Origin of the sequence: Pantoea sp. MBD-2R (assembly GCF_039134845.1) — a bacterium.
Taxonomy (GTDB): Bacteria; Pseudomonadota; Gammaproteobacteria; order Enterobacterales; family Enterobacteriaceae; genus Erwinia.
Genome location: NZ_CP152417.1, coordinates 354,803 through 368,377, shown reverse-complemented (window position 1 = coordinate 368,377; position 13,575 = coordinate 354,803). Strand labels below are relative to the sequence as shown.

The 13,575-nt window shown below is 52.7% G+C and carries 12 protein-coding genes; 4 read left to right on the top strand and 8 right to left on the bottom strand.

What is annotated here, in order from left to right; translation table 11 throughout:
• Window positions 1–192: 192 nt before the first annotated feature.
• Together uvrA and AAGQ96_RS01495 are read left to right on the top strand one after the other, a co-directional pair.
• The gene (uvrA, locus tag AAGQ96_RS01500) at window positions 193–3,024 is read left to right on the top strand and encodes an excinuclease ABC subunit UvrA (protein WP_342754665.1); all 2,832 of its coding nucleotides are present in this window, start codon (window positions 193–195) and stop codon (window positions 3,022–3,024) included.
• A gap of 212 nt (window positions 3,025–3,236) precedes the next feature.
• Window positions 3,237–4,289, top strand: a complete 1,053-nt coding sequence (locus AAGQ96_RS01495) for an NAD(P)-dependent alcohol dehydrogenase (RefSeq protein WP_147194091.1) — start codon at window positions 3,237–3,239, stop codon at window positions 4,287–4,289.
• Between the two features lie 194 nt (window positions 4,290–4,483).
• Here AAGQ96_RS01495 and AAGQ96_RS01490 read toward each other — a convergent pair whose 3' ends face one another.
• The 6 genes from AAGQ96_RS01490 to dnaB form a co-directional block, all read right to left on the bottom strand.
• Window positions 4,484–4,813 (bottom strand): MmcQ/YjbR family DNA-binding protein, encoded by a 330-nt coding sequence (locus tag AAGQ96_RS01490; protein WP_147194088.1) that lies wholly within the window; start codon window positions 4,811–4,813, stop codon window positions 4,484–4,486.
• Between the two features lie 153 nt (window positions 4,814–4,966).
• Window positions 4,967–5,383 (bottom strand): secondary thiamine-phosphate synthase enzyme YjbQ, encoded by a 417-nt coding sequence (locus AAGQ96_RS01485; protein ID WP_147194086.1) that lies wholly within the window; start codon window positions 5,381–5,383, stop codon window positions 4,967–4,969.
• Between the two features lie 235 nt (window positions 5,384–5,618).
• A complete protein-coding gene (locus AAGQ96_RS01480) occupies window positions 5,619–6,812 on the bottom strand; it encodes an amino acid aminotransferase (RefSeq protein WP_342754663.1) in 1,194 nt (397 codons plus the stop codon).
• Window positions 6,813–6,889: 77 nt separating this feature from the next.
• The gene (locus AAGQ96_RS01475) at window positions 6,890–7,504 is read right to left on the bottom strand and encodes a YitT family protein (RefSeq protein WP_342754661.1); all 615 of its coding nucleotides are present in this window, start codon (window positions 7,502–7,504) and stop codon (window positions 6,890–6,892) included.
• 264 nt (window positions 7,505–7,768) lie between these two features.
• On the bottom strand, window positions 7,769–8,233 hold the full coding sequence (locus AAGQ96_RS01470) for an Lrp/AsnC family transcriptional regulator (RefSeq protein ID WP_147194080.1): 465 nt from the start codon (window positions 8,231–8,233) through the stop codon (window positions 7,769–7,771).
• A 166-nt stretch (window positions 8,234–8,399) separates the two neighbouring features.
• Complete coding sequence (dnaB, locus tag AAGQ96_RS01465; protein WP_147194078.1) at window positions 8,400–9,815, bottom strand: replicative DNA helicase; 1,416 nt, start codon at window positions 9,813–9,815, stop codon at window positions 8,400–8,402.
• Between the two features lie 99 nt (window positions 9,816–9,914).
• Here dnaB and AAGQ96_RS01460 point away from each other — a divergent pair, with 99 nt between their 5' ends.
• On the top strand, window positions 9,915–10,895 hold the full coding sequence (locus AAGQ96_RS01460) for a quinone oxidoreductase (RefSeq protein ID WP_147194076.1): 981 nt from the start codon (window positions 9,915–9,917) through the stop codon (window positions 10,893–10,895).
• Window positions 10,896–11,119: 224 nt separating this feature from the next.
• On the opposite strand, the gene pspG is transcribed toward AAGQ96_RS01460, so the two are convergent.
• Both pspG and AAGQ96_RS01450 read right to left on the bottom strand, forming a co-directional pair.
• Complete coding sequence (pspG, locus tag AAGQ96_RS01455; RefSeq protein ID WP_147194074.1) at window positions 11,120–11,350, bottom strand: envelope stress response protein PspG; 231 nt, start codon at window positions 11,348–11,350, stop codon at window positions 11,120–11,122.
• Between the two features lie 178 nt (window positions 11,351–11,528).
• A complete protein-coding gene (locus tag AAGQ96_RS01450) occupies window positions 11,529–12,407 on the bottom strand; it encodes a LysR family transcriptional regulator (protein WP_254446336.1) in 879 nt (292 codons plus the stop codon).
• Between the two features lie 159 nt (window positions 12,408–12,566).
• On the opposite strand from AAGQ96_RS01450, the gene AAGQ96_RS01445 reads away from it, so the two are divergent.
• Window positions 12,567–13,538: an amino acid ABC transporter substrate-binding protein gene (locus tag AAGQ96_RS01445; RefSeq protein WP_147194069.1), complete on the top strand. Its 972-nt coding sequence runs from the start codon at window positions 12,567–12,569 to the stop codon at window positions 13,536–13,538.
• Window positions 13,539–13,575 lie beyond the last annotated feature (37 nt).

Here is a 13,575-nt window from a genome sequence, read left to right as displayed (position 1 = left end):
GACTCCTTTCTGCGGGCGGTCAGAGAAGGATCGCAAAATCGGCAGCCGAAATCGGAAAATGCCAGGATCCTGCGGTGCATTATACAGCAAAGTACTGTATATCCATTCAGCTTTTTTTGTGCCATACTAACAGGCTTAATTCTGGCCGTGCCGGACAGGCATGGTGAGTCCGTGTTAATCCGGGAAATGTGAATGGATAAGATCGAAGTACGGGGTGCCCGCACCCATAATTTGAAGAATATCAACCTGATCATCCCTCGCGACAAACTGATCGTTGTCACCGGCCTGTCAGGATCGGGAAAGTCCTCGCTGGCGTTTGACACGCTGTATGCCGAGGGGCAACGCCGCTATGTAGAATCGCTTTCTGCCTATGCGCGCCAGTTTCTCTCCCTGATGGAGAAGCCGGATGTCGATCATATCGAGGGGCTGTCGCCCGCCATTTCGATCGAACAGAAATCAACCTCGCACAACCCGCGTTCCACCGTGGGCACCATCACTGAAATTCATGACTACCTGCGCCTGCTGTTTGCGCGCGTCGGCGAGCCTCGCTGCCCCGATCATGACGTCACGCTGGCGGCGCAGACCGTCAGCCAGATGGTGGATAATGTGCTGGCGGAGCCGGAAGGTCGCCGTCTGATGCTGCTGGCTCCTATCGTGAAAGAGCGTAAGGGCGAACACACTAAAACGCTGGAGAACCTGGCGTCTCAGGGTTACATCCGCGCGCGTATTGACGGAGAAGTCTGCGATCTTTCCGATCCGCCTAAGCTTGAACTGCAAAAGAAACACACTATCGAAGTTGTAGTGGATCGATTCAAAGTTCGGGAAGATCTGAAGCAGCGTCTGGCCGAGTCGTTTGAGACCGCACTGGAGCTTTCCGGCGGCACGGCTGTGGTTGCCGATATGGACGATGAGAGCGCGGAAGAGATGATTTTCTCCGCCAACTTCGCCTGTCCAATCTGTGGCTACAGCATGACCGAGCTGGAGCCGCGCCTGTTCTCATTTAACAATCCGGCCGGTGCCTGCCCAACCTGTGATGGCCTGGGCGTGCAGCAATATTTCGATCCGGATCGGGTGGTGCAAAACCCCGAGCTGTCGTTGGCTGGCGGGGCCATCCGCGGCTGGGATCGTCGTAACTTTTACTACTTCCAGATGCTGCGATCGCTGGCCGAACACCTGGATTTTGATGTTGAAGCGCCGTTCGACTCGCTCAGTGATAAAGCACGTAAAATTATTCTCTACGGCTCGGGTAAAGAGTCCATTGAGTTTAAATACGTGAACGATCGCGGTGATACCTCCATCCGCCGCCATCCGTTTGAAGGCGTGCTGCACAATATGGAACGTCGCTATAAAGAGACCGAATCCTCAGCGGTACGCGAAGATCTGGCTAAATTTATCAGCAATCGCGCCTGTGCAACCTGTGACGGTACCCGCTTACGTCGTGAAGCGCGCCACGTATTTGTAGAAAACACCACGCTGCCGACCATTTCCGATATGAGCATCGGCCATGCGATGGAATTCTTCCAGAACATGAAGCTGAGCGGTCAGCGGGCGCAAATTGCCGAGAAAGTGCTGAAAGAGATTGGCGATCGCCTGAAGTTCCTGGTTAACGTTGGGCTGAACTATCTTTCCATGTCTCGCTCGGCGGAAACGCTTTCCGGCGGCGAGGCGCAGCGTATTCGACTGGCAAGCCAGATCGGCGCTGGTCTGGTCGGCGTGATGTACGTGCTGGATGAACCGTCAATCGGCCTGCATCAGCGCGATAACGAACGCCTGCTGGAAACGCTGGTGCACCTGCGCGATTTAGGCAATACGGTGATTGTGGTCGAGCATGATGAAGATGCGATTCGTGCCGCGGATCACGTGATTGATATTGGTCCTGGCGCGGGCGTTCATGGCGGTGAAATCGTTGCCGAAGGAACGGTCGATGACATTATGGCGGTGGAAGAATCTCTGACCGGCCAGTACCTTAGCGGCAAGCGCGGCATTGAGATACCGGCCGAGCGTGTCAAAGCGGACGCGAGCAAAGTGCTGAAGCTGAGCGGCGCGAAAGGCAACAACCTGAAAGACGTCACTCTGACGCTGCCGGTTGGGCTGTTTAGCTGCATTACCGGCGTGTCGGGCTCCGGTAAGTCCACGCTGATTAACGATACGCTGTTCCCGATAGCCCAGCGCCAGCTGAACGGCGCGACGATTGCAGAACCGGCGCCGTATCGCGAAATCACCGGTATGGAACACTTTGATAAAGTGATCGATATCGACCAGAGCCCGATTGGCCGTACGCCTCGTTCTAACCCGGCAACCTATACCGGCATCTTTACGCCCGTGCGTGAGCTGTTTGCGGGTGTGCCGGAGTCGCGTACTCGCGGCTACACGCCGGGGCGTTTCAGCTTTAACGTTCGCGGTGGACGCTGTGAAGCCTGCCAGGGCGACGGCGTGATCAAGGTTGAAATGCATTTTCTGCCGGACATTTACGTGCCGTGCGATCAGTGCAAAGGCAAGCGCTACAACCGTGAGACGCTGGAGATTAAGTACAAAGGCAAAAGCATTCACGAAGTGCTGGAGATGACGATCGAAGACGCACGCGAGTTCTTCGATGCGGTTCCGGCGCTGGCGCGTAAGCTGCAAACGCTGATGGATGTGGGTCTGTCTTATATCCGTCTCGGCCAGTCGGCAACCACGCTATCGGGCGGTGAAGCGCAGCGCGTGAAGCTGGCGCGTGAACTGTCTAAACGCGGTACGGGTCAGACGCTGTATATCCTTGATGAGCCGACTACCGGCCTGCATTTTGCTGATATTCAGCAGCTGCTGGCGGTACTACACCAGCTGCGCGATCAGGGAAATACGATCGTAGTGATTGAGCACAACCTTGATGTGATCAAAACCGCCGACTGGATTGTCGATTTAGGACCGGAAGGCGGCAGCGGCGGTGGCCAGATCCTGGTTTCCGGCACGCCCGAAACGGTCGCGGAATGCAAAGAATCGCATACCGCACGCTTCCTGAAGCCGTTGTTACAAAAAGGCTAACTCCCGGAGTGCGGACGCCCTGTCCGCACTCTTCTTATTTCATCGCTTTCAGCGATAAAAATGAGCTTAAAGTCCTTTTTTACAGGCTCCTTTAGCCAAAACTTTGCAGGATCAGGCAAGAATTAAACAGATTCCGACCTACCTCTTCGCGGATTAGCTCCCTATCCTTACTAAGCAAGAACCTTCACGCTATTTCATTCACCGGAGACACCATGAATATTACGCATGCTTATGCCGCTCAGGATGCTAAGTCGAAACTGGCACCCTTTGAATTCCAGCCGCGCGAACTGCGTGAGCACGATGTCCAGATTGAAATTCTTTATTGTGGTGTTTGCCACTCCGATCTTCATCAGGCCCGCAACGAGTGGAAAAACACCATTTTTCCGGTCGTCCCTGGCCATGAGATCGTAGGCCGCGTTACCGCGGTTGGTGACCACAGCCACAAATATAAAGTCGGCGATTTGGTCGGTGTGGGTTGTCTGGTCGATTCCTGTCGTACCTGCGACAGCTGTAAAGAAGACCTGGAACAGTACTGCGAAAACGGTTTTACCGGCACCTATAACGGTGAAGATCGTGAAACGGGTGATATTACCTTTGGCGGCTACTCTACGCAGATTGTCGTTAATGAAGACTTTGTGCTCCGCGTGCCGGAAAATCTTGATCCTGCTGGCGCCGCACCGCTGCTGTGCGCCGGTATCACCACTTTCTCCCCTCTGAATCACTGGGGCGTGGGCCCGGGCAAAAAAGTCGGCATCGTGGGCCTGGGCGGCCTTGGTCACATGGGCGTGAAGATTGCCCATGCGATGGGTGCGCATGTCGTGCTGTTCACTACCTCGCCTTCCAAAGTTGAAGACGGTAAACGTTTAGGCGCGGATGAGGTGGTGATCTCTAAAGATGCCGATCAGATGGCTGAACACGTCAACAGCTTCGATTTTATTCTGAATACCGTGGCGGCCCCGCACGATCTGAACCCGTTCATTAGCCTGCTGCGCCGCGATGGTACCCTGACGCTGGTCGGCGCGCCGGAACATGACCATCCGTCACCGCAGGTATTTAACCTGATCTTTAAGCGCCGCAGCATTGCGGGTTCGCTGATTGGCGGGATTAAAGAGACGCAGGAAATGCTGGATTTCTGCGGCAAGCACAACATTACGTCCGATATTGAAATGATCAAAATGGATGAGATTAACGAAGCCTATGAACGTATGCTGAAAAGTGACGTGAAGTACCGCTTTGTGATTGATATCGACAGCCTGCGCGGTTAACGATCTAATGGACTTACGCTGCGGATGCGGGTGAGAAACCCTCAGTCGTTAGCATAAATCTCTGGCCCGGTGGTCGCTATAAGAAATTGTCGAGACCCCGGGCTGCTTCAACAGTCCAGCCAGCCCGCAGGGGACTGTCAGGCTTTTTTTCTTACGGCACATCCCTTACATCTCCCATGGTCTCTCTGATTTTGCTAAGCCAGCCTGGTGTCCCGCGCCTGCTGCCATGATGCATCCACCAGATAATAAATTTGCGAATCTTTCAGCGTGCCATCCAGCAAAAGCGTACTCCAGTGCGACTTATTCAGATGCTCGCTGGGCAACACGTCACTGTGTTTCTCACGCAGTAAATCAGCCAGCGCCGGCGTGGTTTTCAGCGCGACGGCGGGTCGCCCGTCCACGTCGTGCACCAGTGCAAATAATACGTCATCCACCTTAATCTGCGTGGCTTTCCAGTCGCTGTGGACGCTCTGCTCCGCGCCCGGCTTGTCCATGCAGTAAGACAGAAGATCCGATACGTTCATTCTTTGTTCTCCATTTAGGTGAGTACCTAACTATAGTCGGCATCAGCACAACCTGACCGGGCACCCCACCATAAACATTTTGCATCGTGACTCATCTTCTACCGTATCAATACGCATTGCCCTGCCTGCTGCCTTATCGACTTTCCTGGCCGCCTACTCCCCCTGTAGCGTGGCGATGATACGCCGGGCACCGCCATGTACGCGGTGCTCGCCCAGCCAGATACCTTGCCAGGTCCCCAGCAGCAGCCGTCCGCGACTGACTGGCAGCGTTAACGACACGCCCAGCGAGGAGGATTTGATATGCGCAGGCATATCGTCCGCCCCTTCGTAATCATGTTCATACGGGGCGCTTTCCGGCACCTGCCGCATAAAGTGATTTTCCATATCGCTTCTGACCGTCGGATCGCAGTTTTCATTCAGCGTCAGCGAAGCGGAAGTGTGCTGCAACAGCAAATGAAGCAAACCTACCTGCACATCACCAAGGCGGCGGAGTTCTTCGGTGATTTCATCCGTCACCAGATGAAAGCCACGGGATTTGGGGCTAAGCGTAATAGTCTGTTGGTACCACATGGTCATGCTCCTTAACGTAATCGATAGAAATGCCTGAAGCTGTCAGACGCCACCGGCGAAACTGAGCCAGAACAGAACATCCCTTAAGTGTGCAGAAGGCAGCAGAAAGGTAAACCTTGCCGGGGAAAAAGAGTGAAGATTAGATGAAGATGGCAGAAAGGGGCATTTCACCCGCAGGCAATTCCCTGCGGGTAGAAATCCGGCAGCCGCGCAACAGGGCCGCTGCCGGAACAGATTACATCACGGCGGCAAAGGCTTCGGCCACCTGATGAACGTTTTTGCTGTTCAGACCGGCAACGCACATACGGCCGCTGGCGATCAGGTAAACGCCAAACTCATCACGCAGACGATCCACCTGTTGCGCATTCAGACCGGTATAGCTGAACATGCCGCGCTGCTTCAGCAGGTAATCGAAGTTTTTACCCGGCATCGCCGTAGTGAGCACATCTACCAGCGCCTGACGCATCGCAAGAATGCGTACGCGCATCGCTTCCACTTCCGCCAGCCAGTTAGCTTTCAGCTGCGCATCATTCAGCACGCAGGAAACAACCTGTGCGCCGAAGTTTGGCGGGCTGGAGTAGTTACGGCGCACGGTAGCTTTCAGCTGTCCCAGCACGCGGGCGGATTCTGATGCATCTTCACATAATACAGACAGACCGCCGACGCGTTCGCCATACAGCGAAAAGATTTTCGAGAAGGAGTTGCTGACCAGCGCAGGCAGACCGGCCGCCGCAATGGCGCGAATCGCCCAGGCATCTTCTTCCATGCCGCCGCCAAAGCCCTGGTAGGCGATGTCGAGGAAGGGGATCAGGTCGCGCTCTTTCAGCACTTCCGTCACGATATCCCACTGATCGTTAGTCAGATCCGCACCGGTTGGGTTATGGCAGCATGGATGCAGCAGCACAATGCTTTGCGCCGGCAGCGTTTTCAGTTTTGCGATCAGCTCGTCGAACTTTACGCCTTTGGTTTCGCTGTCGTACCACGGATAGGTATTAACCTGGAAACCCGCGCCTGAGAAAATCGCTACATGGTTTTCCCAGGTGGGATCGCTGACCCAGACCTGGGAGCCAGGAAAATAGGTTTTCAGGAAATCTGCGCCCACTTTCAGCGCGCCTGAACCGCCAACGGTCTGAATAGTGGCGATACGCCCCGCTTTCAGCACGGGATGATCCTGGCCGAACAGCAGTGGCGCGATCGCGTTACGGTAAGCAGGCAGACCTTCCATGGGAAGATAGAGCGACGCATCTTTCGCTTCGCTATTCAGGCGGGCTTCCGCTTCGGCAACGGCCTGCAACTGGGGGATCACACTCTGCTCGTCGTAGTACAGCCCGATGCTCAGGTTCACCTTATGCGGTCGCGTATCCTGCTTGAAGGTCTCCATCAGGGAGAGAATTGGATCGCCGGCGTAGGCATCAACGTTTTGAAACACGGTGCAGATCTCCATTAATTGATTTGGTCAGGCTTGCGCGGCCATGGCAGGCCAACACGTTACATCGTATTGAGCGGTCAAACAAAATAGCGGCCGGGACGGTGATTCATCGCAATAATCAGATTGAGGATCACCGCACCGGCAATGGATGCCGCCAGCATCGGCAGCGACACCACAAATAAAGAGGCCAGTACCACACAGGTATCCACGCCCATTTGCAGTTTCCCGGCACGAATACCGTACTTGTCCTGTAGCCACAGCGCCAAAATGTTAATGCCGCCCAGGCTGGCTTTATGCCGGAACAATACTATAAACCCAATCCCCATGATCACGTTACCGAACAGTGTGGCGTAAAAGGGATCCAGCGCGGAAAAATGGATGAAAAGCGGATGTAAATGGGTGAACAGCGAAACCAGTCCGACGGCGCAGAATGTTTTGATCGTGAACGCCCAGCCCATGCGACGCGCGGCCAGCCAGTAAAATGGCAGATTGATAACGAAGAACGCCGTGCCAAATGACAGATGCGTCAAGTAGCTGATAAGAAAGGCGATACCAGCGGTACTGCCTGTCAATGCACCGGCGGTTTTTAGCAGAGTTACCCCAAAAGAAACCAGCAGCGTGCCAAAAAGGATTGCCAGGGCATCTTCAATCAGGGTGTGAGGGATTTTAGCGGGCTGTACGACGTTATCCATATTACCGATCTCAGAGAAATAATCTCTCAGGCAGCAAATTTCGCACCACTTTTATCTCAAAAACGGCCGTCAGAAGGTACGATAAATTAACCCGTTGAATCCTAACGCAATAAAATTACGTTATCGTGCATAAAAAACGCCAATACCAGGCGTTATGCGCATGAAAATCATCTTTCTTGCATGATTTACGCATCAATCCTGATTTTATGCACTATTTCGAATCATCAACGATCCAATTTGGTGCATGGCACTCCGGGCCGCGTTTTAAGCGGGGATCGACATGCCATTTTCTTTCAGGCGGCTCAGCACTACGGAGGTTTTTACATGCGAGACGCTTTTATGGCCGGCCACCAGCTGGCTGATTAACGCACTCAGCGCGGGCAAATCCGCTACCGCCACCTTCAGCAGATAGTCGGCGTCGCCCGTCGTTTTCCAGGCATCAACGATCGCTGATTCTTCTGCCACCATCCGGTGAAAGCTGTCGACATAATCCGAAGTGTGGTTGATCAGGCGAACTTCAATCAGGCCGATTACGTTCAACCCAACGGCATCTGGCGAAAGCCGCGCGTGGTAGCCGAGGATTAAACCTGCCTGTTCAAGATTGATGCGACGCCGTGAGCATTGGGAAGCGGATAAGCCGATTAAATCGCTCAATTCCTGGTTGGTCAGGCGACCGTTGGTTTCAAGAAGGGTCAGTAGCTTAAGGTCATAATCATCAATCTGGGTCATGGTCGATCCGGGCAGCTGGGCAACTTAAGATCCTGACAGATAAGCGTATCGGCTGCCCTTTTGTCCAACACTATTTTCAGATAGATGAAGCATTGCGTTGCCCGCCTGCACCTTCCCAACGGGGGGCCGCACGGTTCTCACCCTGCGGCTCTCCATAGCTGAAAAGTTATTCGTCGTCGTACTGCGGTCCGGCATAGTTATCAAAGCGCGACCACTGGCCGTTAAAGGTCAGACGCACCGTACCGATAGGTCCGTTACGCTGCTTGCCGAGAATGATTTCCGCAATGCCTTTCATGTCGCTGTTTTCGTGATAAACCTCATCACGATAGATAAACATGATCAAATCGGCATCCTGCTCGATTGAGCCAGACTCACGCAGATCGGAGTTGACCGGGCGCTTGTCCGCACGCTGTTCCAGAGAGCGGTTCAGCTGCGACAGCGCCACCACCGGCACCTGAAGTTCTTTTGCCAGCGCTTTTAACGAGCGGGAGATTTCGGCGATTTCCAGCGTACGGTTATCCGACAGTGCCGGGACGCGCATCAGCTGGAGGTAGTCGATCATAATCATGCTCAGGCCGCCATGCTCACGGAAAACGCGGCGCGCGCGGGAACGCACTTCCGTGGGTGTCAGGCCAGAAGAATCATCGATAAACATGTTCTTCTTCTCCAGCAGGATCCCCATCGTACTGGAAATTCGCGCCCAATCCTCATCATCAAGCTGACCGGTACGAATACGCGTCTGATCCACGCGTGACAACGACGCAAGCATACGCATCATGATCTGTTCGCCGGGCATCTCCAGACTGAAGATTAAAACCGGCTTATCCTGCAACATCGCCGCATTTTCGCAGAGGTTCATCGCAAAAGTGGTTTTACCCATTGACGGACGTGCAGCCACGATAATCAAATCCGAGCGCTGAAGACCCGCGGTTTTCTTGTTCAGATCCTGATAGCCAGTATCCACACCGGTAACGCCATCGTGCGGCGTCTGATAAAGAGATTCGATCCTTGAGATCGTCGCCTCAAGAATTTGATCGACGCTTTTCGGACCTTCGTCTTTATTGGCACGGTTTTCGGCAATCTGGAAAACGCGCGATTCGGCCAGATCGAGCAGATCTTCACTGGTGCGCCCCTGCGGATCGTAACCCGCATCGGCAATTTCATTGGCCACGGCAATCATTTCGCGAACGACGGCACGTTCACGCACGATGTCTGCATAAGCGCCGATGTTAGCCGCACTTGGCGTGTTTTTGGACAGCTCGGCAAGATAAGCGAAACCGCCCACCATGCTCAGCTCACCTTTGGTTTCCATCGATTCGGAAAGGGTGATCAGGTCGATGGGCTTGCCCAGTTCCAGCAGGCGCTGCATTTCGCCGAAAATCATTCGGTGCGGACGGCTGAAGAAGTCCTGTGCCACCACGCGTTCAGAGACGTTATCCCAGCGCTCGTTATCCAGCATCAGGCCGCCCAACACGGATTGTTCCGCTTCCAGAGAATGGGGCGGCAGCTTCAGCCCTTCCATTTGCCGATCGCGCGGCTCACGGTTTTCATTGGATTTGTTGGTGGGTTTATTTCCTGCCATAGTGATGCAATACCGAAGATCTAAGTGGGGGACGCGCAAGTATACCCGTTTGGCGCGCTTTCGTCCTCCCTCAATGACGCTGATTCAACAGGAGTGACCATGGCAAAACGTATACAATTCAGCCAGCACGGCGGCCCGGAAGTGATGCAGTTCGTTGATGTTGAGGTAAAGGCACCGGCAGCAGGCGAAGTGCTGGTCGAGAACAAAGCGATCGGCATTAACTATATTGATACCTATATGCGCAGCGGTCTTTATCCCGCCTCTTTGCCTTCCGGTCTGGGAACAGAAGCCGCTGGCGTTGTGAAAAGCGTGGGTGAAGGCGTAACGGCAGTAAAAGTTGGCGACCGCGTGGTTTATGCTCAGTCAGCGCTGGGGGCCTATAGCGAATTTCATATCGTTCATGTCGATAAACTGGCTATCCTGCCCGATGCCATTTCTTACGAACAAGCCGCCGCGTCTTTCCTGAAAGGCCTGACCGTGCATTATCTGCTGCGTCAGACGTATGTAGTACAACCGGATGAGATTTTCCTGTTCCAGGCCGCCGCTGGCGGCGTTGGGCTGATTGCCTGTCAGTGGGCAAAAGCGCTGGGAGCACATCTGATTGGCACCGTAGGATCGGCTGAAAAAGCGATTAAAGCGAAAGAAGCAGGCGCGTGGGAAACGATCAACTATCGCGAAGAAAATATCGCCCAGCGCGTGTCTGAACTGACCCACGGCAAGAAAGTCCGCGTGGTTTACGACTCGGTAGGGAAAGATACATGGGAAGCGTCACTGGACTGTTTGCAGCGCCGCGGCCTGATGGTCAGCTTCGGCAACGCATCTGGCCCGGTAAGCGGTGTTAATCTGGGTATTCTGAATCAGAAAGGATCGCTGTACGTGACCCGCCCTTCGCTGAACGGCTATATCACTACGCGTGATGCCTTAACTCACGCCAGCAACGAGCTGTTTTCTTTAATTGCCAGCGGCGCAATTAACGTTGAAGTGCCAGAACAGCAAAAGTTTGCGTTGAAAGATGCGCAGCAGGCGCACAAGACGCTGGAGAGCCGCGCAACGCAGGGCTCCAGCCTGTTGATTCCCTGATCGGCAGAAACGAACGAGGCTTCCCGAAGGAAGCCTCTTTTTCTTTTTTATAGTTCGCACTGTTTGTAGGGTCAGTGGCGATGAATACGTTGCGATTCAGTAAAGCTATCCTGGCAGAATTCATAAGTAAAAAATATGTTTAATTGCAAAATTGTCTGTGCAATCTGCCATGTTGTGATCTACTCCGCATTCCCTGCGCTTACTGTCTCGCCAACTCGTTGATATTAACGGTATAACCCGCGACGAGTTTTAGCCTGCGGTTTTTTGTATGCGCGATAAATCCATACGCCCACCACCGCCAGGGCCAGCCATGGCAACATTTTTATAACAAACGTCAGCAGGCCAGCAAACATCATTATTACCGTTGCGACAAACAGAGCCGCCAGAATGCCCAGCAGCGAAACGCCGGTCAGCAGCAGCATCACAAAAAAGCCAAGCACAAATAAGATTTCCATCAGGATGCTCCGGTTATCAGGGACTGATGGAGTATTACAAGATCCGTGCCAGAATATTTTGCAAATTAAGTATTTGATTTTTAATGTTATAAATGGGAAGCGCTTTTAAAACCTGGCGTAAATCACTAAATAATGGTGAGGAATTAACCAGATAGCGGCAAGCTTTTCGCCCTACCCGCTATGCTTCCTTGTTGGCTTTCAGCCATGCCATAAAATCATCAATAAATACCCGTGTCTTCAGCGGCAGCAAACGATTAGGTAACGTAATGGCATACGTCGTCATCGGCAGCGGATTTTCAATGCGCCAGGCGGGTAAAACTCGTTTCAGCAGCCCTTTTTGCAAGTAACCATTGGCAATAAAAGTAGGGATCAGCGCAATGCCTACGCCCTGCAATATCGCATCAATCATCGCATCGCTGTTATTGATTGTCAGCCGCGGGGTAAGCAATACGCTTTCCACTTTATCCTGCAACCAAAAGCGCCACTCGCCGCGAAACTGAGGGTCATTGGGAAAGAAAATATTGTGTTGGATCAGATCGGCGGGCGTCTCCGGTAACGACAAATCATATTGCTGTGCACAGACCAGTATGTAATCAATCGGCATTAATGCACGTGCCACCATATTTACCGGCGGCGTGTCCGTGACGCGTAAAGCCAGATCGTAAGGGTCATGCATCAGATTCAGCATCCGATCGGTGAGGCTTAATTCGATATTGATTTCTGGATAGTGACGCAAAAAACCCGGCAGGAACGGCGTAAGCAAGATTTTCCCCAACGTAGTTGGCGCGGTGATACGCAATAACCCTTTGGGACGGTCACTAAAGCTATCCGCCTGAGAGAAAAGAGAATTAGTCGCGGCGATGACAGTTAATGCCTGTTGATATATTTCCTGTCCGGCTTCGGTTACCGATATTGACCGGGTAGTGCGGGTAAACAACACAAGATTAAGGCGTTTTTCTAATCGATCAATCATTCTGCTCGCAGAAGAAGGGGTCATAGAAAGCGCGCGACCAGCAGATGAAAAGCTCCCTTTCTCAACAACTTGCACAAAAAGCATTAAGCCAGGCAACACTTCTGTTAATTCATTTATGTTCTTCACGCATAGCTCTTTTGCTTCTCAACTATCTAGTCAAATTAGCACTGAAAAGTATGATGTTCAACAGGGAATTACTGAGCTAAAACCTCATTATTATTTATATTTCTTGGTAGGTTATCCATGATTGAGCATTCTGTAATCAAACGCATTGAGCAGCATGACGTTTTAAACGTCGGCGTCAGTTTAGGCTTTAAAGGACTGTCGCAGCGAGATGCAGCCCGTAACAGTTGGCAAGGATTTGATATTGACCTGGCACGCGCAGTCGCCATTTCAGTGCTGGGCGATGGCGGCAAGATTCATTTTGTACCGTTGCAGTCAGCAGACCGTTTTCAGGCATTACGCGATGGTGTTATCGATCTGGGCACATTCAACGCCAGCGTAACTTTTCAGCGAGAAGCGGAATACGGCGTCAGCTTTGTTCATCCCATGCTGTTTGACGGCGAAGTACTGATGACCCCGTACAGTAATCTGACGCAGGACGCGCCAAAAGCGCAGTTTACCCGCCGCCGTCGCATTGCTGCAATGCGTGGCTCAACGACCGAAGAAAATCTGACACGCTATTTCGGCATGCTGAACCTGCCCTGTGAAATCATTCTTTTCGATGCACCACATCAGGCGCGCCAGGCTTATCAACAGGGCGAATGCGATATTTATTGTCTGGATGGTTACTTACTGGCTGGCGAACAGGCACAACTGACCGACGCAGATCAGCATCTGATATTAGAAGATCGCATTTCGCTTGAAGTTATGGCTCCTGCCGTCAATGCGCAGGATCCGCAGTGGCACGCTGCCGTCCGCTGGATAATGCGTGCCCTGATCGAAGCGGAAAATTTGGGCCTTAACAGTCAAAACATTATTGAAAAGAGCGATAACCCGACGGGCTATTTGCAGACATTCCTCTATCCGGATCCTGCTTTCTGCCACCGTTTGGGTCTGCAACCCGCTTTTATCCGCGATATTATTTTTCATGTTGGAAACTATGGTGAAATATTCGAGCGGAATCTGGGTAAAGACTCGCCGTTAAAACAATCGCGTCGGGATAATAAAACCTGGGCAGAAGGTGGAATGCTCTGGTCGCCATTATTTATCTAGTAACCAAAACAACCTCATTTAAACCACATTAAAAAGA

Excerpts from the sequence above, each read along its gene's own strand:
- uvrA (WP_342754665.1), top strand. The coding sequence starts at position 193 with ATGGATAAGATCGAAGTACGGGGTGCCCGCACCCATAATTTGAAGAAT.
- AAGQ96_RS01495 (WP_147194091.1), top strand. The coding sequence starts at position 3,237 with ATGAATATTACGCATGCTTATGCCGCTCAGGATGCTAAGTCGAAACTG.
- AAGQ96_RS01490 (WP_147194088.1), bottom strand. The coding sequence starts at position 4,813 with ATGAACGTATCGGATCTTCTGTCTTACTGCATGGACAAGCCGGGCGCG.
- AAGQ96_RS01485 (WP_147194086.1), bottom strand. The coding sequence starts at position 5,383 with ATGTGGTACCAACAGACTATTACGCTTAGCCCCAAATCCCGTGGCTTT.
- AAGQ96_RS01475 (WP_342754661.1), bottom strand. The coding sequence starts at position 7,504 with ATGGATAACGTCGTACAGCCCGCTAAAATCCCTCACACCCTGATTGAA.
- AAGQ96_RS01470 (WP_147194080.1), bottom strand. The coding sequence starts at position 8,233 with ATGACCCAGATTGATGATTATGACCTTAAGCTACTGACCCTTCTTGAA.
- dnaB (WP_147194078.1), bottom strand. The coding sequence starts at position 9,815 with ATGGCAGGAAATAAACCCACCAACAAATCCAATGAAAACCGTGAGCCG.
- AAGQ96_RS01460 (WP_147194076.1), top strand. The coding sequence starts at position 9,915 with ATGGCAAAACGTATACAATTCAGCCAGCACGGCGGCCCGGAAGTGATG.
- pspG (WP_147194074.1), bottom strand. The coding sequence starts at position 11,350 with ATGGAAATCTTATTTGTGCTTGGCTTTTTTGTGATGCTGCTGCTGACC.
- AAGQ96_RS01450 (WP_254446336.1), bottom strand. The coding sequence starts at position 12,407 with ATGCTTTTTGTGCAAGTTGTTGAGAAAGGGAGCTTTTCATCTGCTGGT.
- AAGQ96_RS01445 (WP_147194069.1), top strand. The coding sequence starts at position 12,567 with ATGATTGAGCATTCTGTAATCAAACGCATTGAGCAGCATGACGTTTTA.